Origin of the sequence: Bacillus cereus (assembly GCF_002561295.1) — a bacterium.
Lineage (GTDB): Bacteria > Bacillota > Bacilli > Bacillales > Bacillaceae_G > Bacillus_A > Bacillus_A cereus_S.
The window spans coordinates 95,731-115,677 of record NZ_NTUG01000011.1 but is presented as its reverse complement, the minus strand read 5'-3'; the positions used below and the strand labels follow the sequence as shown (position 1 = coordinate 115,677).

Genomic DNA, 19,947 nt, shown 5'->3' with positions numbered 1-19,947 from the left:
AATTGGGGTGCAGTTCATAAGGTGTTCTTCTTTTATTATGTAGGCAAATAATATAAGAGAATATTATGATAGGGGGAAGCGAAATTGAATGAAACGCTACTCGTTATTATTGGTATATTACTATTGTTATTATTACTTTTTATTGTCTTTTTTATGGTGACATTTTTTATCAAGAAACGAACGCACCATTCTATCTTAAAACTTCATCCGTACCTAGGAAGGATGCGTTTTTTATTAGAAAAGATAGGACCTGAATTCCGGCAATATTGGTTTGATCATGATACAGATGGAAAACCTTTTTCACGTTATGATTTTCAAAGTGTAATGTTTTTAGCGAAATATCGATCTGAAGTGCTCGGATTTGGTTCGAAAAGAGATTTCGATGCTTCTGGATATTATATCGCGAATACTCTTTTTCCAACTCTTACAGAAGAACAACATGTAAATCTTTCTGAAGAGCGTAAAGCAAAAAAATATGTAATTCAAAAGGAAGGATTGTTTTCTAGAAGAGAAAAATTAACTGAGGATACGACAAATCTTTGGTTGTATAACGAAGAGGATGCAATTGTAGTTGGAGAGAACCGCAAATATCCGTGGAAAATATACGGCATGTTCGGAGCATCTGCTACTTCTTATGGGGCAATTGGGGAGAATTACATTTTATCTACAGGGTATGGGGCGAAAATGGCAGGAGGTTCATGGATTAATACGGGGGAGGGTGGTGTAATTCCAGAGCATTTACATACCGGTGCAAGTATTATTGCCCAAATTGGTCCTGGCTTATTTGGATATCGTGATGAAGATGGGAACTTTTCAATGGAAGAATTCATACATAAGGCTAAAGAACCGAATATTAAAGCATTTGAGCTGAAATTTGGGCAAGGGGCAAAAATACGTGGCGGTCATTTAGAAGGGCAAAAAGTGAATTGGAAAATAGCTGCTGTTCGGAAAGTAAAAGAAGGGCAAACGATTAACTCCCCAAATCGCATTGCTTTTTTGCATCATGCGAAAGATGCATTACGCTTTATTCATGATTTACAAGAAAAAGGTGGTAAACCAGTTGGAATGAAAATAGTGATTGGACAACAAGATGCGCTAGAAGATTTACTACAAACGATGAAAGAGTTAAATATGTATCCGGATTTTATTACAATTGATGGCTCGGAAGGTGGTTCTGGTGCAACCTATAAATCTATGGCGGACAGTATGGGAATGCCTCTTATACCAGCATTAATTACGTTTGTTGATACAGCTTGTCGTTTTGGTGTTCGGGATAAATTAAAGATTTTTGCGTCAGGAAAGCTAGTAACGCCTGATAAAGTAGCGATTGCTTTAGCAATAGGTGCTGATGCGGTCAATTCTGCAAGGGGATTTATGATGGCAAGTGGTTGTATTATGGCACTTCAATGTAATTCAGGACAATGTCCTTCAGGTGTTGCCACGACGAATCATCGTTATCAAAAAGCATTGGATCCAGAGGAAAAAAAGTGGCGTGTAATGAATTATATTGTAAGTATGAGATATAGTCTGTTTGCACTCGCAGCGGCTGCAGGAGTGAAAAGTCCACGTCATTTAACGAGGGATCACATTGTGTTTAAAGGTGAAACAGGTAGAGTGATTCCTTTGTCGAAATTATTTCCGGCAGTAAACTCATATAAAAAGAGTAAATAGAAAAATCCTATTTACTCTTTGGGTGTTTTGTTATCTTTTAGGAGTGGGAAAATGGGTAAGCAAATATCTACAGTTGTTCCTGTATTCAATTCACTTGTAATTTCTAGTTTTCCTTGATGCTCCTCGATAATTTTATAGCACATCATTAAACCGAGTCCAGTTCCTTTTTCCTTTAAGCTATAGAAAGGTTCCCCTAAACGAGAGATACGATCCTGTGGAATACCACAGCCTTCATCTATAATACGTATTAAAACGGAACGCTCCTCTATCCATTGTGTTCTAATAAAGATCTTTCCGCCAGTTGGCATTGCTTCAATTGCGTTTTTAAAAATATTAATAAAGACTTGTTTTAATTGATTACCATCACATTGGATTTCAGGTAGAACAGAAGAATGATCCATAATAATATGCACATTATGCATAATCGCAGTCGGTAAAATGAAGGTTACAACTTCTTCAATTAATTTTTTGATTTGGCAAGAATGTATGGATAAAACTTGTGGTTTAGACATTGCCATAAACTGACTTGTAATAGACTCCATTTGTGAAATTTCGCTTAACATAACGTCTACATACCATTTATTTTGTTCAGTAATGTCAGGTTTTAATAATGTTAAAAATCCTTTTAAAGAAGTTAATGGATTTCTTATTTCATGAGCAATTCCTGCTGTTAATTGTCCGACTACTGCTAGTTTTTCAGATCTGCGCAATAATTTTTCTGTTTCTTTTAATTCTGTAACATCTCTTCCCATAACAATGAGTCCTTTTCTTGAACCATCAGAATGGAAAAGGGGGACTTTTGAAATATCTAATATAAGATTAGATGTATTTCTATGTATAATAAATTCTTCCCCTTGAATAACTTGGCGATTTTGCCATGCGAGTTCATCTACCTCTTCACAATGTAGAAATGCATCTCGATATGCCTCGTTATATTGAATGAGTTCTCTATCTTTTTTTCCATGATAGGGAACATCATGAAAATCAAAACAAGAAAGGGCATAATCATTTGCTTCAAGCCAACGACCTTCATGATCTTTAAAGATGACAAAGGCGGGCATAGAGTTCATTAATGTACGCAATCGTTTTTCGCTCTCTTTTAATATTTTTTCGATGCTTTCTGATTTTTCGATCGGCTTCATAATTGCATGTACACCTGTGAGGTGATTTTGAACAAAAATGGGAACTAATTTTGTGACCACATCGATTTGATATCCTTCTTTATGCCGAATAGAAAGGATATATTCTTCTTGGCTATCAGCTGTAGTATTTTTTATATATTGCAATATTTGATCAGAAATGTGAGCTTCTGTTATAGAAGTAATGATTTTCCCTTCTAACTCTTGTGAAGTATATCCCAATATTTTTTCTGCAGAGGGATTAATATGTAATATGCTACCATGTAAGTTCAATGAAATAATACTATCAGGGTTATGTTTAAAAAGGGATGCATACATTTCTGTGAAAGAACAATTTTGTATATGTTTTTGTAAACGGCGGGGTATAACTGACCGACGATTTTTTTGAATGGATGAGAACTTTTTCCGATTCATAATTTTTCCTCCATACAACTAGCATGTGAAACAGATTTAATAACCTATTATAAACATAATATATGAAAAACTGCATATATTTCTATAAAAAAACGAAGTTACAGAATAGCATATATTTTCGTTCTTTTTGGTAGGATATTAAAATCTCTCTTTATTTATTATAAAAAAATATGTGTATGGCTGTTAAGTAAATCTTATAGAGTTTTATAAAACTTATATAAGTTATTTTTTTAGCTATATACAATAAAATGAAAATATAAAGGGGGAGAGGAATATGACTACGTATATTCAAGGGATTGATCATGTACAAGTAGCAGCACCTGCAGGGTGTGAAGAAGAGGCGAGAGCTTTTTATGGACATAAAATAGGTTTGGAAGAAATTCCGAAACCTGAAGAATTAAGAAAGCGTGGTGGTTGTTGGTTCCGGTGTGGAAATCAAGAAATTCATATAGGGGTTGAAAAACCTTTTTCTCCAGCTAAAAAAGCGCATCCAGCTTTTTATGTTCATAGAATTGATGAGTTTAAGCAAGGATTAATTGAGCAAGGGATTCAAGTCATAGATGATCATGCTCGTCCAGATGTAAGTAGATTTTATGTTTTCGATCCTTTTGGGAATCGACTAGAATTTATGGAGAATAAAGTGAAACTTTAATCATTGGGGTTTTCTTCATCCCCCAATGATTATTAGTTGAACGAATCGGGCTTTTACGGGCAGNNGGCAGTTTATCTCCCACCTATCTTCTTTAGAAAAGCGGAATCGCAGGACGTTGGAGCCCCTGACAGAGAGGCGTTTTTTGCCTCGTCCGAAGGGGTGAAACGACCGGAGATTCTAGCCGATAGAGCTGGACCTCGCTTCTCTCTGAATCTTGAGGCCGGAGTATTACTGCCCGTTAATGCGGGATAAATAAAAAACTAGGTGGATTTCCACCTAGTTTTTAAGCTTTTCTGAATAACCCTAACACTTCGACAGTTTCAGTGATATTAACGAATGCTTGGGGATCTATTTCAGAAATCGTTAGTTTCATAGTAGCTAGTTCTTCGCGCGAAACAACGGTCATAAGTACACACTTTTTTTCGTTTGAATACGCACCTTCACCATCAAGAAGAGTAATTCCACGTACAAATGTTGAAAGTAATTTCTTTTTCATTTCTTCAGCTTGATTTGTTACAATCATAAGTGTAACTTTACGATGTTTCGTATGAATAGCATCAATTACTTTGCCTGTTACATAGATTGAAAGTAAGCTCGTTAATGCTACATCCCAGTCAAAGAAAAATCCAGCAATGACAACCACGACTGTATTTAAAGCGATGAGGAAGCCGCCGAGCTTAATATCTCTTTTTCGGGATAACAGCATGCCGATAATATCAAATCCACCAGTTGAACCGTGACAATTAAAGACAAGGCCAATCCCAGCTCCAGCAATTACGCCTCCAAATACAGATGAAAGAAGTGGATCTGTAGCGACGATTTGTACTGGAATCCAGTATAATGCCGCAGATAATACGATAACAGATACAACTGTATTAAAAATTACTTTTTTTCCAAGACCTATGTACCCTAAAATAAGAATGGGTAAGTTTAATACGAAGTTAATAATTCCTGTGTTTACAGGAGTTACAATTCCTAAGATAATAGCAATTCCGCCAATTCCACTACTTAAAATCTTGTGGGGGATAAGGAAAAGATTAAAGGCGACTGCAATAATGATAGAACCAATAATAACTCCAAGAAATCTCATCATCTTTTTCCCGTCCTTCACTAAAAAATCATATTATTTCAAGATTATATATGAAATTGAAAGTTTTGGGTAAAAACAGTTTATTTCGGAAAGTTAGACTAATTTAAAAAAACTAATTATTTTCCAGACTTTATTAAAGAGGTGTGAAGATATGGAAATTAAAACGTATCAACAGAAAAGTCCTTTGAAACAGGAGTGCGAGGATACCTTTTTTTGTAACGAAGATGTGATGGTATATGGTGTGTGTGATGGGGCAACACCGCTCATGTCATTTCAAGATGAGAAGGGACATAATGGAGCATACCTTGCCTCAAACTTATTTGCAAGCCGTTTTACATCGTTAAAAGAATTGAGAAGTTTACAAGAAGAAATTGAAAAAGCAAACGAAGCGTTACAAAAAAAGATGGGCGTCTATAAGATTGACACGACAAAAAAAGAACATCTATGGTGTACATGTATGGCAGTGATTGTGATTACAAATGAAAGAATTCAATATGCACAGCTTGGGGATTGTATGATTGTTGCTACGCTTCATGATGGAACAGTGCGGGTATTGACGAGGGACACTGTAAAAGGAATTAGTAGTCGAGCAAAGAAAAAACGTGAAGAGGATCGAAAAAAAGGATTGCCGGTACCGGAAGAATCTGTTTTTGAGGATGTGCGTGAACAATTAAAATATAATCGCTATCTTGCAAATATACCTGGAGGATATTCTGTTGCAAATGGAATGCCAGAAGCAATTGAATGGATTCAACAAGGAGTGTTGTCGCGAGGAGAAGTAAAAGATATATTCATTTGTTCTGATGGATTATTTCATGCTGATTGGCCACTCGAAACAACGGTACAATATATTACAAATCAAGGTATAGATGCTTATGTTTCAGTAATTGAAGAGTTAGAAGAAAAGAAAAGAATTCGCCCAGATGATAAAACTGCTATTATGATTCAATTGTAAAGGGGAAGATAGGAATGAACATTCAAAAACCTAAACTTTCTTTTCGTGATGAATTGCAACCACTACAAAGTGTAACGAAAATCATTATTCATCACACTGCTGAAGATGGATGGGATGTGTATAAAACACATGAGTTTCATCAAAAGGTACGAGGATGGAGCGGTATTGGTTATAATTACTTTATTGAAGAAGATGGGACTGTGTTTGAAGGGAGAGGTTTACATATCGGGGCACATGCAAAGGGATACAATTGTGAAACAATAGGAATTTGTATGTCAGGTAACTTTGATAAGTATGATCCGACTTTTGTACAAGTAGGTTCTTTGCAATCATTATGCAGGGCGTTTATGGAGCAATTCTTTCTATGTGAACAAAATATATTAGGACATTGTGAGTTAGAAGGTGTTACAAAAACTTGTCCAGGAATACGTTTTTCTATGATAGAGTTAAGGAAAGTATTATCTTAAACATAGAGGAGAGAATAACTTATGATACATGTAAAAATACCAAATGAGAAGAAAGAAGAGCTTGTAGAACAAATCCAGCAGTTTTTTGAAGAAGAAGACTTCGATACGATCGGACGTTTTCAAGCGGAACGTTTAATAGAAGAAATGATAAAATTAATTGGTCCATATGCATATAATCAAGCAATTACGGATGCTAGAAAATTAGTTACAGATAAATTGTCGAATATAGAAGAGGACTTATATGTACTAGAAAAGCAAGATGGTAAATAAAAAGGGCCCTTACATAAGCCCTTTTATTTATGCTCTTTATGTTGATGTACTTTCTCTTTTACATTACTTATAGTAGTTTTCACAGTGCCTTTTATTTTATCCCATTTGCCCTCAACTTGTAATTTTTTATTGTCAGTTATTTTTCCGACAACTTCTTTTACTTAACCTTTTACTTCACCAATCGGGCTTTTACGGGCAGTTGATTTCCCACCTAACCTCTTTGCTCTCGCTGAATTTTGAGGCGGGGGTATTACTGCTCGCTAATGCGGGATGAATATGTACTTACCGCATCTTTAATCATTTTTATGAGTCCAAATCGATTTTGTATAAGCGACATTCATCCCGCATCGTTCCATATTATTTTGACTTGTACTTCCAAAAAGAGCTTGACCCACAAGTAATTGGCATTGTGATGTAAAGGCGGTTTGTATACGTTGTTGAATTAATAAAGTATGGCAACCTCTTCTTTGGAAGGTTGGTAAAGTGGCAGAGGCAGCTAGTGAAGCTATCCCTTGATTCATATAGAGTACTCCTATGCTAGCAGGGGTGTTTTCAATCATTGCTACATAAAAGTGCCATCCTGGTTTGCCGAAAAGAATTTGGTTATTTTGGCGTACTCCCTCTTTAGTAAATGGAGGCATTCGAAACCCCTGTACATATATATCAGCGAAAATATGAAACTCATGTTCTTCCAGTTCTCGAATTGAAATCTTTTGAGAATAAGGAGCTGTATAAGGTTTTGGTAGGCCATATAAAGCGGTATGAAAACCAGACTGATAAAATCCTTTTTCGTGTAAATACTGAAATAATTCAGGGCTTGCGTGAGCAGGTGTAATTTCAAAGCGGCAAGGGATTTGTAATGTATAATAGTAAGAAATGATTTCATCTAATTCCTTTTTAGTAGTAAAGGTAATTCCTTTCACTGTGTTGAAAGCAGGTCCTGAGATAACTTTTGATGAAAACGCAGTTGCATTTTCAAAGCGTTTCATATTTATTTGCATAGGATTTCCTTTTATTTTTTGTAACGTGCTTAGTCTATCGGATAACATGTCTATTTCTGCTTGTTCGATCATTTTGGTCATAGAGATTGTTATAGTGGGATTCAACGCTTTACCTCCACATCGGAATATATGTATTTATACTGTATGAAATACGACCTTTAAGCCACTTTTCCTTTCGTAATTTAGGAGAAAGAGGCGTTTTTTCATGGAAGGAAAATGGAAGATTACTGTCGAAGGGAGTAGAAACAGATTAAAGGTGGGTGCTCTCATGAAAAAGAAAGAGGTACATACATGCTCTTATTGTGGCTCTAATGATATTGGAGAAGGCGAGTTTGTTGGATATGCACAAATAAGAAAAAAAGAGACGATGTTTACATCTTCTCCAGTAGATGCCTATATTTGTACAGATTGTGGAAATGTACTTCTATTGAAAGTGCGAAATTATCAAAAATTTAAGCAGAAACCATTATGATAAATGGAAGAGGCAAATATCCAATGTTGTATACGAATCGTCTTATATTAAGAGGAATTAATATAAGCGATATTTTCGATATATATGAATATGCTTCAGATAAAGAAATGACAACGTATACGGTATGGAATCCCCATACAACATTAGATGATACGAAACTGTTTGTGAATTCAATTTTAAATCAATACGCACAAGGAGAATTTGCTGCTTTTGGGATGGAATTACAAATGGAGAAGAAACTGATAGGAACGTGTGGATTTATTACTTATGATCCAAAAGAACATAAAGCGGAGCTAGCTTATGCGTTATCGCGAAAATATTGGGGAAGAGGGCTGGCGACAGAGGCTGCGCAGGCGTTTTTAGAATATGGTTTTACAGAGTTACATTTCAATCGTATTGAAGCAGGTTGTCATACAAGAAATAGACAATCTGAGAAGGTGATGAAACGATTAGGGATGAAATATGATCAAACGATTAAGGACGATTTGATTGTAAAGGGGATGTATCGTGATACGAAGCGATACTTTATTACACGTGATATGTATAGTGAGATGAGCAGAGGAGAGTAATCTGAAGAGGTTATTCTCCTCTGTTTATTTTTCGTTAAATAGATTGAATTTTCTGTTTAATAAATTGACAAGTAGTCAATTTATTTTTTATACTGTTATAAATTTATACAAAATAATAGAAGTGAGGGAGAATATGGAGAAGAGAGAGGGAGAGTTTCAAAACATTATAGAAAGAGAGAAAGGGTTACAACGGAGACTATCTACTAGGCAATTGTCGATGATTGCGATTGGTGGGGCGATTGGGACAGGTTTATTTTTAGGAAGTGGTATGGCAATTGGGTTAGCAGGTCCAAGTGTTCTACTTAGCTATGGAATAGGCGCGGTTATCGCTTTTTTATTGATGGGGTGTTTAGCTGAAATGACAGTAGCACATCCAACATCGGGATCATTTGGTGCCTATGCAGAGCATTATATTGGACAGTGGGCTGGCTTTACAGTTCGCTATGCCTATTGGGCAAGTATTGTAGCAGCTGTAGGAACAGAGGTAACTGCGGTTTCTGTCTATATGAAATACTGGTTCCCAACTGCACCAGGGTGGATTTGGGTCATTCTTTTTTCAAGCCTACTGATTTTGGTAAATGCTACTAGTGTCAATTTATTTGGGACGATTGAATATTGGTTTTCGATGATTAAAATCGTCGCTATTCTAGGCTTTATTTTACTAGGGGCTTATGTCGTATTTGGCACAAATGCTAATCCTGAAATGGGTGTACAAAATTACATAAATGATGGAGGCTTTTTTCCAAATGGTTGGTGGGGTATGTGGGTTGCTGTTTGTGTTGCCATATTTAGCTATTTGAGTATTGAGATGATTGCTGTTACAGCAGGAGAGGCGCAAGATCCAGAAAAAGCAGTTCCAAAGGCTCTTCGTTCAACAATTTATCGCTTGATTATCTTTTATTTATGTACACTAGCACTCATGTTAATGATTGTTCCTTGGCAAGCTGCTGGTGTGGATAAAAGTCCATTTGTTAAAGTAATGGAGTTGCTTCATATTACAGGTGCTTCTGGTATTATGAATTTTGTCGTATTAATTGCAGCATTATCGGCGATGAATAGCCAATTATATATTACAACACGCATGATGTTTTCATTATCAAGGGCTGGGTATGCGCCAAAGCGTTTTGGAACACTCAGTAAGAAAGGAGTTCCAGTTTCAGCTTTGTTTTTATCTACAATTGGAATTGCATTAGCGACGATCGTTACGATTGTTTCTCCTAATCAAGCATTCATGCTAATGATGGGAATCTCTATGTTTGGTGCTATGTTTACATGGATGATGATTTTTGTTACTCATTTATATTTTAGAAAAAAGTGGGACAAGGCTGGGGGAAGGAAGTTGCCAGTACGTATGTGGGGATACCCGTATTTAACCCTACTGGGCATGGTATTAATGTTAGCCATTATTATCACAACATGGTTTACGGATATGTTTAAAACTACGTTGTTGACAGGGATTCCGTTTCTATTAATAATAAGCATCGGATATATGATTTGGAAAAAAGCCAATGAAAGGAATATAGCCATAGAAAAAGATACAACATCAAGAGAAGTGGAATAAGAAGGTTACTATAAATCAATTAGAAAATTATTTCTGTGGAAATAATTGAGAAAATACAGAAAAATAACGGTTTTCCTTGTAGAAATTTGGTATAATACTTAAAAATGAAAGCGTTTTAACGGGAGGTTGGGATAAATATGATGATGAATGTACCACTAACAATTAGTTCTATGATAGAAAGGGCAGAAAAGCTGTTTCCGAAGAAAGAAATCGTTTCACGTACACATGATACCATCACAACTTTAACGTATAAGCAATTAGGAGAGAGAACAAGAAGACTTTCTAGCGCATTAAAAAAATTAGGAATAAAAGAGGGAGAACGAGTTGGAACTTTAGCTTGGAATCATCATCGTCATGTGGAAGCATACTTCGCAATCCCGAGCATTGGCTCTGTATTACATACGATTAATATTCGTTTATCTGCACAGCATATCTCCTATATTATTGGACATGCAGAAGACCGTATTTTACTCGTTGATGAAGATCTTGTACCCCTTGTTGAAAAAATTCAAGATGAACTAACAACAGTACAAGCATATATCATTATGACTGATAAACAAGAACTTCCAGAAACTTCTCTAGAGCCTGTTTATCACTATGAGAAACTTCTTGAGGAAGGGGATCCAGATTTTCCATTTTTAAAAGATATAGATGAAAACACACCAGCTGGAATGTGTTATACGTCAGCGACAACAGGTAATCCGAAAGGTGTTGTATATACGCATCGTAGTACAGTGCTCCATTGTATGGCTTTAGGGCTTGCGGATACAGCAGCATTATCTGAAAGTGATGCGGCAATGGCGATTGTTCCAATGTTTCATGTGAATGCTTGGGGATTGCCTTTTGCAGCAACATGGTTTGGATCGAAACAAGTGTTGCCTGGTCCGATGTTTACACCGAAAATCTTACTTGAAATGATCCAAAATGAAAAAGTGACATTGGCTGCTGGAGTGCCAACGATTTGGCTTGGTGTTCTACAAGAATTAGAAAATAATAGATATGATTTATCAAGTATGAAGAGGATTTTATGCGGAGGTGCTGCGGCACCGAAAAGTGTGATAGCTGCATTTGAACAAAAGCATAACGTTCCGTTTGTACATGCATATGGTATGACGGAAACAAGTCCACTTGTAACACTTGCACGATTAAAAAGCTATGAGACAGATTTATCTTACGAAGATCAACTTGAAATCAGATCAAAGCAAGGGTATCTTGTACCAGGCGTTGAGATGAAAGTAGTTGGAGCGGATGGCGAAGTGAAGTGGGATGGAACTGAGATGGGGGAACTCTGTTTACGAGCACCATGGATAGCTTCAAGTTATTATAATGATGAACGAACGGTAGAAGGATTCCGTGATGGTTGGTTATATACAGGTGATGTGGTTACGGTTGATGAGGAAGGGTGTGTTAAAATTGTTGACCGTACAAAAGATGTGATTAAAAGTGGGGGCGAATGGATTTCATCGGTAGATTTAGAAAATGCTTTAATGGCGCATGAGGCTGTGTTTGAAGCAGCTGTTGTCGCGATTCCACATCCTGAGTGGCAGGAGAGGCCTGTTGCTTGTGTTGTACAAAAACAAAATAAATCTGTAACGAAAGAGGAATTATATGAATTTTTACGACCGCAGTTTGCAAAATGGTGGTTACCAGATGACATTGTGTTTATGGAAGAAATCCCCAAAACATCGGTCGGAAAATTTTTGAAACAAGCATTACGAAAAGAGTTAGAGCATTTGCATAAAGGGAACTAAAATTTGATTTTTTTACTTGCGAGATAAAAAAACTCTATTTGTGGTTATTTTGTCTAAATATCTATAAAACAGCTAATCATGTAGATTAGCTGTTTTATTTATGAAGTAAGTAAAATTATTTGTTAACCTAAAATAAAATGAAGTTGACAAAAGGGGAGGTGGACGGTAATATACATTTGTAATATGTTATCTTAAAGGTCATTATAGTTTACAATAGGAGAAATAAAAAACATGAATACAAAGAATTTAGTTTTTGTTGCTTTATTTAGTGCGATTATGGGTGTGTTAGGATTAATACCACCGATTGCGCTTTCTGTTACACCTGTTCCGATTACATTGCAATCTCTTGGTGTTATGCTTGCAGGAGGATTGCTTGGATCGCGTCTTGGGGCATTAAGCCAAATGGTTTTCTTATTTGTTGTTGGAGTGGGAGCGCCATTATTAGCTGGTGGACGTGGTGGCCCAGGTGTATTTGTTAGTCCGAGTGCAGGTTATTTAATTGGATACGTAGTTGGAGCATTCGTGATAGGGTATCTTATAGAACGCTTACGTCAGGTATCTATTATAAAAGTGTTTTTCATTAATATAATTGGTGGAATTCTAGTTATTTATATATTTGGCGTGACTGTCCAATCGTTTATAATGGATATTTCTATATGGCATGCGATGAAAGTGAGTGTTGTATTTTTACCAGGAGACTTCATAAAAGCGATTATAGCAGCAGTTCTTGTACCTAGATTACATCGTTCATTGAAACATGTGATTACGCCAGTTGTAAAAAAAGGTAAAATTTCAAATGCTAGTTAAAGAGTGTAAGAGAGTTTAGAAAATGTAAGAAACACGTATTAGCGTGTTTCTTTTTGTTATCCCGTAGCTATCCTCAAAATTCGGCTGAAGGAAAGAAGATAGGTGGGAGATTAAAGCTTTACTAATTCAAGTTTCACTTTATTTTGAAAGGAAAGGATGAATAGTAATGGGAATTACATCATCTTACAAGAAACATACGCAGGTACATCCCGATAAAATAGCGCTAAAAGAAAAGGATAGAATACTAACATATAAAGAATGGTACGAATCTGTTTGCCGAGTTGCAAATTGGCTGAATAAAGAACAAACAGTAAATAAAACGGTTGCGATTTTACTAGAGAATCACATTGAGTTTTTACAAATCTTTGCAGGTGCTGCGATGGCAGGGTGGGTTTGTGTTCCGCTTGACTTAAAGTGGAAACATAATGAGCTAAAGGAAAGGTTGAAGCTTGCTAATCCATCTATCGTAATTACTGAACAATATAAGATGGCTGAGATACCACTAATAGAAGGAAAGGTATTCTTTATTCATGAATGGAAGCAAATGATAGGTGACCAGTTACATATATACCATTCTTCAGAAAGTGTAAAAAAATGCTCGTTCTATATGGGATTTACATCTGGATCAACTGGGAAGGCGAAGGCGTTTCTTAGAGCTCAGGAATCTTGGGTTCATAGCTTTGATTGCAATTTGCATGATTTCCATATGAAACATAATGATATTGTTTTGCTTGCTGGTACATTGGTTCATTCTCTTTTTTTATACGGGGCGATAAGTGCGCTATACTTAGGTCAAACAGTGTATTTAGTAGAAAAGTTCATTCCAAACCGTGTGTTATCTATATTGAAACAAGAGAAGATTTCGGTGATGTATACTGTCCCGACGATGCTAGAGGCATTATATAAAGGAGAAAGTGTTATTGAACAAGAAATAAAAATTATTTCTTCAGGAGCAAAATGGGAGGCTGAAGCCAAACAGAGAGTAAAAGCGGCATTTCCGTATGCAAAAAGATATGAATTTTATGGTGCTTCAGAATTAAGTTTTGTCACAGCGTTAACAGATGTAGAAAGTGAAAGGAAAGCATCTTCAGTTGGAAAGCCATGTCATAACGTACAAATACGGATATGTAATGAAAAAGGTAAGGAATTAAAGCAGGATGAAATTGGAACAGTTTATGTGAAAAGTGACCAGTTTTTTATGGGGTATTTACTGGATGGAGGTTTATCTTGTCAAGTTACAGAAGATGGTTGGATGACTGTACATGATATAGGTTATGTGGATACAGAGGGTTTTTTATATATTGTGGGTAGAGAGAAAAATATGATTTTATTTGGAGGTATAAATATTTTTCCGGAGGAGATAGAAAGTGTATTATCTGCTCATCCTCATGTTGAGGAAATTGTAGTTATTGGTATAAAGGATGAGTATTGGGGCGAAAAACCTGTTGCTATGGTAAAAGGAAAAGCTACGAGACAAGAACTAAAAAGTTTTTGTTTACAACGACTATCCCCATTTAAAATTCCAAAAGAGTGGTGCTTTGTTGATGAAATTCCACATACAAGTAGTGGGAAAATTGCCCGTGAAATAGTAAGAAATCTAATTGAGAATCAGGGGAAAGTTTATGAATAGGGCTGTTATTGTAGAGGCAAAGAGAACGCCGATTGGTAAGAAAAATGGAATGTTGAAAGGATATGAGGTTCAGCAATTGGCAGTTCCTTTGCTCGCGCATTTAAGTAAAGGAATAGAGCGTGAAATAGACGATGTAATAGTAGGGAATGTTGTTGGGCCAGGTGGAAATGTTGCACGGCTATCGGCACTTGAAGCCGGACTTCCATTTGCAGTGCCAGGTGTAACGATTGATCGACAGTGTGGTGCTGGGTTAGAAGCAATTCGGATGGCTTGTCATCTTATTCAAGGTGGTGCAGGAAAGTGTTATATTGCTGGTGGTGTCGAAAGTACAAGTACATCTCATTTTGAGAAGAGGGCCCGGTTTTCACCTGATTTTATTGGAGATCCAGATATGGGTATAGCAGCTGAACATGTAGCAGAGCACTATAAAATTACAAGGGATATGCAGGATGAATATGCTTGTTTCAGCTATAAAAGAACATTGGAAGCACTTGAAAAAGGATATTTACAAGAAGAAATGATTCCAATTTCTTCGAATGTAGTGGAAGATGAAACAATAAAGTATGGAATGAATTATGAACGGATTATAAAGAGAACAAGGCCAGTTTTTTTACAAGGAGGAACAGTGACAGCAGGGAACTCATGTGGTGTAAATGATGGGGCATGCGCTGTACTTGTAATGGAGGAAGGGAAAGCTCATGCACTTGGTTATAAGCCGATTCTTCGGTTCGTGAGTAGTGCTACTGTTGGTGTAGATCCCCTTTTACCGGGTAGCGGACCTATATTTGCTGTGCAAAAGTTATTACAAAATCAGAACATATCAATAGACGATGTTGATTATATTGAAATGAATGAAGCCTTTGCTGCTAAGATTGTTGCTTGTGCAAAAGAATTGCAAATTCCATATGATAAATTAAATGTGAATGGCGGAGCGATCGCTCTTGGTCATCCTTATGGTGCGTCTGGAGCAATGCTTGTTACTCGGTTATTTTACCAAGTACAAAGAGGGGAAGCTAAGTATGTCATTGCAACGCTAGGTATTGGTGGGGGAATTGGGAGTGCGCTATTATTTGAGAAAGTAGAGAACTAAAAACAATCTAGTTCTCTACTTTTCTCGGTTTATAGACATTATTTCCAGGTGTTGATTTTATTTCATTCCAAGCAGATATAGCATCGGCCTTTGTTTTTCCTTTGTTACATGGGTCTTGGAAAAAGGCACGTGTAAAGCGATTGTATTCAAATTGAGCACCAATATTTGTTTCATATGAAGGATCTTGTTTTCTTTTTTGTTCTTCATACCAAAACGTTACAGCATCCTCGTATGTCTTTCCAATATTTTCTCTGAAGAAATTTTGTAGTGCTACTGTAAAGCGGAATTTTGCACCGATTACTTCTTTGAAAAAAGCCCGAACGTCTTCATTGCAGCGGTGATGTTCAGTGATAATAGTTTGTAGAGAAAGTGGTTCATGAGAGGAAGGTAAGGTTTTTCTTTTTTTAAAGGGACTATTTTTTAATATTTCACCTGTAGTTAAAAAGGTTGCAATGCGCTTAGTGATTTCTATCTTAGAGCCGCTTGATGGTAAGTTATATTCACGACAAAATTCCTGTAACTCTGTTTTGAGCCAGTAATAATCTTTGAAATCTTCAATTTGTATGTTACGTGTTAAAGGCGGACGCATAAAATCGCTTCTTTCTTCCATAATTTCCTTTAATTATAAAACATACGTTCTTTTTGTGGAAGGGTTTTAGTGAATAATCTAGAATTATATAGCTTGGAAGTCGTATGTATAGAAGGAAAAGAGGAGACGATATGAATCATTTATTACAAGTTCGAGCAACTGGAATTTTGATTGAAGAAGGAAAGCTTTTGATTGTAAAACAAAAAGTTTCTGATCGCAATTGGTCTTTACCAGGTGGGAGAGTAGAGAATGGAGAAACATTAGAAGAAGCGATCATTCGAGAAATGAGAGAAGAGACGGGATTAGAAACTAAAATTAAGAAATTACTATATATTTGTGATAAGCCAGATGTTACACCGTCATTATTACATATTACATTTTTGCTTGAAAAGGTGTCAGGAGAAATAAGGCTGCCATCTAATGAATTTGACCATAATCCAATTCATGATGTGAAAATGGTGCCAATCACAGAATTAAGTGATTATCATTTTTCTGAGACATTTATCGAACTAATTGAAAAAGGATTTCCTAATGCAGGAACGTATCAAGGGTTGAAACGAAATATTGGTCTGTAAATAGAGAATGAAAGGATAGCAAATTGCTATCCTTAAGGGGAGAACTAAATTGTTTCTTTTAGTGAATGAACCAGCAGAGCTAAAAACTCTTCTCCTGTAATCACTGCTTTTCCGCCACCGCGAGCACTTTTTGGGTTACCGCCGCCTTTTCCTTCAATAGCAGGAAGGGCGTTTTTTAAAATGGTATTCATGTTTGCTTGTACCGTTTTCCCACATGCAAGAATACATTGTAGTTTATCTTCGTTTTCGATAATAAAATATGTAATTACGTTTTCGTTTTGTTCAGTAATGATAGCTGATAATTTTGCGATTTCCTGCATCGAACGATTTGTAAAAACCTTCGAAATAAGTGTACCAGCATCTGTTTGTTTTGATTGCTGGAGCAACTCATTTGCTTCTACGAATAGTAATTTTTCATTCATTATTTGAAGTTCTTTTTCATTTTCCTTCTGAGAAGTAAGGAGTTGGGTTACTTTATTTGGAATAGCATTTTCACTACTATTTAACTGTTTGGAAACGTCTTTAATAATGTGTTGATAGTGTCCCATTAACTTAAGTGCACGCCATCCTGCGACAAATGTTAAACGGACGCCACCTTTATTTCGCTCCCAACCTATTATATGAATCGGTCCCACTTCACCTGTATATTTTGGATGCGTTCCACCACACCCGTTGTAATCGTAGTTTTCAATGAATACAACACGAATATCTTCTGTAATTGTTGGTTCTTTTCTAAGAGGTAATTGTTTCGCTTCCTCTAAATTCATCCATTTAATATGGATAGGATGATTTTCAAAGACAATCTGATTTGCGATTTGTAGTGCGCTATTAGCTGTTTCTACTGAAAGTTCGGGCGTGTCTAAATCGATTGTTACCGTGTCTTTTCCAAGGTGAAAACCAATTGTAGGAATATCAAAATGATCCCAAAAGGCAGCAGATAGAATGTGCTGAGCGGTATGCTGTTGCATATGATCAAAACGACGTTGCCAATTAATTTTACCTATTACTTCTTTCGTATGTAATTCACTTGAAATAAAATGACGGATTTCGTCATTAACTTCCTCAACATTGATGACGGAAATATCATTTAATGTTCCTGTGTCATGAGGTTGACCGCCACCGGTTGGGTAAAATGCTGTTTCTGTTAAAGTTACATATAAATTTCCAGCGTTGTCATAGTCCTGTTTTATAATTTGTGCTGTAAATGATTGCTGATAGGCATCGGTGTAATATATTTTTTGATTCACTGTCGTACTCCTCTCTATATCACTAGTCTCATTGTAAAACAAACGAAATAAGTTTCCTAATATTTCAGAAGAAAAAATCTCTTTTTTAGAATTTTCTTGCTATAATAAGAAAAAGAGCATATACGGGGGTGGATGAAATGCTGTATGAAAATGGCGTAGACAAATTGATTCGTCTCAATACAAATATTTCTGAACTATATCGAGAATTACATGACATGACTCGTACTTTAACAGAATGTAATCGAGAAAGTGTAACATTCGATCGGTTATATGTGAAAGAGTTATTATGGAAAAAAGAAGATGTGTCCGCTATGTATGATCAGCTTCTCGTTCAACTTTGTATGAATGAATGCTTTGATTTAAAAAGTGTCATCACTGGCGAATACAAATATACGTATGAGGAAGTAGAAAATGCGGTTCTTGCGTTTAATGAAAAGTATGATGTGAACATCTTAATCAAGGATGTTTGTAAAGAGTTACAGTTTACATATGGTATCGACATGGAGTTATCTAGGACGGCTCGGGTATAAATATAATGTATGATTGAAAAAGGAAAGCAAGTTCTTTGCTTTCTTTTTTTGTATGAAACATGGGGAGTAGGTATAGGTATGAGGGGAAAGTTACAACATATTCATCCGCTTGGGATGAGTATTATTATAGGGACGCTATTTGCAAGGTTTGCAACTTCAATGAGTATTCCTTTTTTAGCGATTTATTTGACAACTGTAAAAGATATATCAGCTGCGATGACAGGTGCAATTATTGGAACGAGCGCATTAGTTGGAGTATTTGCTAGTTTCATTGGTGGAAATTTATCAGATCGATTTGGTCGTAAAACAATTATGATATGGTCCCTTATTGTTTGGATTTTTGTGTTCATCGGATTTTCGGTTGCAGACCATGTTCTAACGTTCTTTTTATTAAACGCATTAAATGGTTTATGTCGTTCCTTTTTTGAACCGACATCAAGAGCGTTACTATCTGATTTAACGAAGCCGGAATATCGTTTACTTGCGTATAACTTACGATATGGTGCGATCAATGTCGGTGTGGCAATTGGACCGCTTGTAGGATTGCAAATTGGCAGTGCCAAATCAACAATGCCGTTTTTAATAGCGGCTGGAGTATACGTTGTATATACGGTGATATTAGCAATGCAATTTAAAAAGTATCAAATGGATGAAAAAACAATGGATACGATAGAGCCTGTAACGATGATAAAAGCAATTCGTATTTTAAGAAAAGATATTGTTTTCTTGGTTGCCTTAGTTGGAATTATTTTAAGTAATAGTGGTTTTTCACATTTTACAACAACAGCCTCTCAATACTTTGCGAACTCGTATGTATTTCAAGATGGTGTAACATTATTTTCGTATATGCTAACATTAAACGCGGTTACAGTAGTGGCTATACAATACCCTGTTATTCAGATTTGTAAGAAGTATACACCACTTGTATCGATTATGATTGGTACGCTCTTTGTTAGTGGGGGACTTATTGGTTTTGGAACTGGAGAATCAATCATCAGCATTGTTCTTTACACGATTATTTTTACAATAGGAGAAGTGTTGATGTTTTCAATGACAGATGTGTTTATTGATGACATTTCAGTCCCGCATCTAAAAGGAACATATTTTGGAGCGATGGGATTTTCAGGGATTGGTGGTGTAATCGGTCCATGGCTTGGGGGAGTACTGTTAGATTATTACGGATATGGAAATGGTTTTGCTGTATTTTTGATATTAGCTATCTTTTCGGCTGTTGCTTTTCCTATTTTTTTATGGACAAGGAGTTTATTATCTAAAAGAAATCACACCGCAAGTCGCAATATAGAAGTTGGGGTGAAATAGCAATTGATAATCAATCCCTTTAGTAGAAATATAATGTCATTCTCCAGCATGAAATGGCAGTAAAATCTTCATTGATGGAAGTTTCACTTTATATAAAATAAAGAAAAAACAGGGTAGGAAAAATTACTGAAGAATTTTTTCTACCCT

At 36.1% G+C, this 19,947-nt stretch carries 20 protein-coding genes and 1 pseudogene; 15 read left to right on the top strand and 6 right to left on the bottom strand.

Annotated features, from left to right (window positions below; all coding sequences use genetic code 11):
* Positions 1-84 precede the first annotated feature (84 nt).
* Positions 85-1,671 carry an FMN-binding glutamate synthase family protein gene (locus tag CN373_RS10065; protein ID WP_098359226.1) on the top strand — a complete coding sequence of 529 codons (1,587 nt, stop codon included), beginning with the start codon at positions 85-87 and terminating at the stop codon, positions 1,669-1,671.
* A gap of 11 nt (positions 1,672-1,682) precedes the next feature.
* Here the strand turns inward: CN373_RS10065 and CN373_RS10060 are convergent, their stop codons facing one another.
* Positions 1,683-3,224 carry a BA3702 family sensor histidine kinase gene (locus CN373_RS10060; protein WP_098359225.1) on the bottom strand — a complete coding sequence of 514 codons (1,542 nt, stop codon included), beginning with the start codon at positions 3,222-3,224 and terminating at the stop codon, positions 1,683-1,685.
* Positions 3,225-3,498: 274 nt separating this feature from the next.
* Between CN373_RS10060 and CN373_RS10055 the strand changes: the two genes are divergently transcribed.
* The gene (locus CN373_RS10055; protein ID WP_098359224.1) at positions 3,499-3,876 is read left to right on the top strand and encodes a VOC family protein; all 378 of its coding nucleotides are present in this window, start codon (positions 3,499-3,501) and stop codon (positions 3,874-3,876) included.
* A gap of 283 nt (positions 3,877-4,159) precedes the next feature.
* Here the strand turns inward: CN373_RS10055 and CN373_RS10045 are convergent, their stop codons facing one another.
* Positions 4,160-4,969: a YitT family protein gene (locus tag CN373_RS10045; protein WP_098359223.1), complete on the bottom strand. Its 810-nt coding sequence runs from the start codon at positions 4,967-4,969 to the stop codon at positions 4,160-4,162.
* A gap of 148 nt (positions 4,970-5,117) precedes the next feature.
* Here CN373_RS10045 and CN373_RS10040 point away from each other — a divergent pair, with 148 nt between their 5' ends.
* From CN373_RS10040 to CN373_RS10030, 3 genes are read left to right on the top strand one after another with little or no spacing between them, the layout of a single operon-like run.
* The gene (locus CN373_RS10040) at positions 5,118-5,921 is read left to right on the top strand and encodes a protein phosphatase 2C domain-containing protein (RefSeq protein ID WP_098359222.1); all 804 of its coding nucleotides are present in this window, start codon (positions 5,118-5,120) and stop codon (positions 5,919-5,921) included.
* Positions 5,922-5,935: 14 nt separating this feature from the next.
* Positions 5,936-6,388, top strand: a complete 453-nt coding sequence (locus tag CN373_RS10035; RefSeq protein WP_098359221.1) for a peptidoglycan recognition protein family protein — start codon at positions 5,936-5,938, stop codon at positions 6,386-6,388.
* Positions 6,389-6,409: 21 nt separating this feature from the next.
* The gene (locus CN373_RS10030) at positions 6,410-6,658 is read left to right on the top strand and encodes a DUF2164 domain-containing protein (RefSeq protein ID WP_098359220.1); all 249 of its coding nucleotides are present in this window, start codon (positions 6,410-6,412) and stop codon (positions 6,656-6,658) included.
* Between the two features lie 23 nt (positions 6,659-6,681).
* Here the strand turns inward: CN373_RS10030 and CN373_RS25840 are convergent.
* Both CN373_RS25840 and CN373_RS10020 read right to left on the bottom strand, forming a co-directional pair.
* Positions 6,682-6,819 (bottom strand): annotated as a pseudogene (locus CN373_RS25840) (CsbD family protein); the annotation flags it as partial.
* 132 nt (positions 6,820-6,951) lie between these two features.
* On the bottom strand, positions 6,952-7,740 hold the full coding sequence (locus tag CN373_RS10020; RefSeq protein WP_430794176.1) for a GNAT family N-acetyltransferase: 789 nt from the start codon (positions 7,738-7,740) through the stop codon (positions 6,952-6,954).
* 187 nt (positions 7,741-7,927) lie between these two features.
* Here CN373_RS10020 and CN373_RS10015 point away from each other — a divergent pair, with 187 nt between their 5' ends.
* The 7 genes from CN373_RS10015 to CN373_RS09985 all read left to right on the top strand — a co-directional run bounded on the left by CN373_RS10015 (position 7,928) and on the right by CN373_RS09985 (position 15,539).
* A complete protein-coding gene (locus CN373_RS10015; protein WP_098359233.1) occupies positions 7,928-8,131 on the top strand; it encodes a hypothetical protein in 204 nt (67 codons plus the stop codon).
* On the top strand, positions 8,128-8,700 hold the full coding sequence (locus CN373_RS10010) for a GNAT family N-acetyltransferase (protein ID WP_098359218.1): 573 nt from the start codon (positions 8,128-8,130) through the stop codon (positions 8,698-8,700). The genes CN373_RS10015 and CN373_RS10010 overlap by 4 nt, the downstream gene beginning before the upstream one ends.
* 133 nt (positions 8,701-8,833) lie before the next feature.
* Positions 8,834-10,261: an amino acid permease gene (locus tag CN373_RS10005; RefSeq protein ID WP_165770703.1), complete on the top strand. Its 1,428-nt coding sequence runs from the start codon at positions 8,834-8,836 to the stop codon at positions 10,259-10,261.
* A 137-nt stretch (positions 10,262-10,398) separates the two neighbouring features.
* On the top strand, positions 10,399-12,012 hold the full coding sequence (locus tag CN373_RS10000) for a long-chain fatty acid--CoA ligase (protein WP_098359217.1): 1,614 nt from the start codon (positions 10,399-10,401) through the stop codon (positions 12,010-12,012).
* Positions 12,013-12,243: 231 nt separating this feature from the next.
* Positions 12,244-12,819: a biotin transporter BioY gene (locus tag CN373_RS09995; RefSeq protein ID WP_001093316.1), complete on the top strand. Its 576-nt coding sequence runs from the start codon at positions 12,244-12,246 to the stop codon at positions 12,817-12,819.
* Positions 12,820-12,985: 166 nt separating this feature from the next.
* Entirely contained in the window at positions 12,986-14,449 is a 1,464-nt protein-coding gene (locus tag CN373_RS09990) for an acyl-CoA synthetase (protein WP_098359216.1), read from the top strand.
* Positions 14,442-15,539, top strand: coding sequence for an acetyl-CoA C-acyltransferase (locus CN373_RS09985; RefSeq protein ID WP_001078017.1), 1,098 nt, complete (start codon positions 14,442-14,444; stop codon positions 15,537-15,539). Before CN373_RS09990 ends, CN373_RS09985 begins: the two co-directional genes overlap by 8 nt.
* A 7-nt stretch (positions 15,540-15,546) precedes the next feature.
* Here CN373_RS09985 and CN373_RS09980 read toward each other — a convergent pair whose 3' ends face one another.
* On the bottom strand, positions 15,547-16,128 hold the full coding sequence (locus CN373_RS09980) for a DUF6434 domain-containing protein (RefSeq protein ID WP_098359215.1): 582 nt from the start codon (positions 16,126-16,128) through the stop codon (positions 15,547-15,549).
* 131 nt (positions 16,129-16,259) lie between these two features.
* Here CN373_RS09980 and CN373_RS09975 point away from each other — a divergent pair, with 131 nt between their 5' ends.
* A complete protein-coding gene (locus CN373_RS09975) occupies positions 16,260-16,703 on the top strand; it encodes an NUDIX hydrolase (RefSeq protein WP_001016159.1) in 444 nt (147 codons plus the stop codon).
* Between the two features lie 44 nt (positions 16,704-16,747).
* On the opposite strand, the gene CN373_RS09970 is transcribed toward CN373_RS09975, so the two are convergent.
* Positions 16,748-17,950: an alanyl-tRNA editing protein gene (locus CN373_RS09970; RefSeq protein ID WP_098359214.1), complete on the bottom strand. Its 1,203-nt coding sequence runs from the start codon at positions 17,948-17,950 to the stop codon at positions 16,748-16,750.
* Positions 17,951-18,087: 137 nt separating this feature from the next.
* On the opposite strand from CN373_RS09970, the gene CN373_RS09965 reads away from it, so the two are divergent.
* Both CN373_RS09965 and CN373_RS09960 read left to right on the top strand, forming a co-directional pair.
* Positions 18,088-18,480 (top strand): hypothetical protein, encoded by a 393-nt coding sequence (locus CN373_RS09965; protein WP_000965130.1) that lies wholly within the window; start codon positions 18,088-18,090, stop codon positions 18,478-18,480.
* A 78-nt stretch (positions 18,481-18,558) separates the two neighbouring features.
* Positions 18,559-19,800, top strand: a complete 1,242-nt coding sequence (locus CN373_RS09960) for an MDR family MFS transporter (protein WP_098359231.1) — start codon at positions 18,559-18,561, stop codon at positions 19,798-19,800.
* Positions 19,801-19,947 lie beyond the last annotated feature (147 nt).

What these genes read in the sequence shown, in the direction of transcription:
- CN373_RS10060 (WP_098359225.1), bottom strand. Translation starts at nt 3,224, where the DNA reads ATGAATCGGAAAAAGTTCTCATCCATTCAAAAAAATCGTCGGTCAGTT.
- CN373_RS10055 (WP_098359224.1), top strand. Translation starts at nt 3,499, where the DNA reads ATGACTACGTATATTCAAGGGATTGATCATGTACAAGTAGCAGCACCT.
- CN373_RS10045 (WP_098359223.1), bottom strand. Translation starts at nt 4,969, where the DNA reads ATGATGAGATTTCTTGGAGTTATTATTGGTTCTATCATTATTGCAGTC.
- CN373_RS10040 (WP_098359222.1), top strand. Translation starts at nt 5,118, where the DNA reads ATGGAAATTAAAACGTATCAACAGAAAAGTCCTTTGAAACAGGAGTGC.
- CN373_RS10035 (WP_098359221.1), top strand. Translation starts at nt 5,936, where the DNA reads ATGAACATTCAAAAACCTAAACTTTCTTTTCGTGATGAATTGCAACCA.
- CN373_RS10030 (WP_098359220.1), top strand. Translation starts at nt 6,410, where the DNA reads ATGATACATGTAAAAATACCAAATGAGAAGAAAGAAGAGCTTGTAGAA.
- CN373_RS10020 (WP_430794176.1), bottom strand. Translation starts at nt 7,740, where the DNA reads ATGACCAAAATGATCGAACAAGCAGAAATAGACATGTTATCCGATAGA.
- CN373_RS10015 (WP_098359233.1), top strand. Translation starts at nt 7,928, where the DNA reads ATGAAAAAGAAAGAGGTACATACATGCTCTTATTGTGGCTCTAATGAT.
- CN373_RS10010 (WP_098359218.1), top strand. Translation starts at nt 8,128, where the DNA reads ATGATAAATGGAAGAGGCAAATATCCAATGTTGTATACGAATCGTCTT.
- CN373_RS10005 (WP_165770703.1), top strand. Translation starts at nt 8,834, where the DNA reads ATGGAGAAGAGAGAGGGAGAGTTTCAAAACATTATAGAAAGAGAGAAA.
- CN373_RS10000 (WP_098359217.1), top strand. Translation starts at nt 10,399, where the DNA reads ATGATGATGAATGTACCACTAACAATTAGTTCTATGATAGAAAGGGCA.
- CN373_RS09995 (WP_001093316.1), top strand. Translation starts at nt 12,244, where the DNA reads ATGAATACAAAGAATTTAGTTTTTGTTGCTTTATTTAGTGCGATTATG.
- CN373_RS09990 (WP_098359216.1), top strand. Translation starts at nt 12,986, where the DNA reads ATGGGAATTACATCATCTTACAAGAAACATACGCAGGTACATCCCGAT.
- CN373_RS09985 (WP_001078017.1), top strand. Translation starts at nt 14,442, where the DNA reads ATGAATAGGGCTGTTATTGTAGAGGCAAAGAGAACGCCGATTGGTAAG.
- CN373_RS09980 (WP_098359215.1), bottom strand. Translation starts at nt 16,128, where the DNA reads ATGCGTCCGCCTTTAACACGTAACATACAAATTGAAGATTTCAAAGAT.
- CN373_RS09975 (WP_001016159.1), top strand. Translation starts at nt 16,260, where the DNA reads ATGAATCATTTATTACAAGTTCGAGCAACTGGAATTTTGATTGAAGAA.
- CN373_RS09965 (WP_000965130.1), top strand. Translation starts at nt 18,088, where the DNA reads ATGCTGTATGAAAATGGCGTAGACAAATTGATTCGTCTCAATACAAAT.
- CN373_RS09960 (WP_098359231.1), top strand. Translation starts at nt 18,559, where the DNA reads ATGAGGGGAAAGTTACAACATATTCATCCGCTTGGGATGAGTATTATT.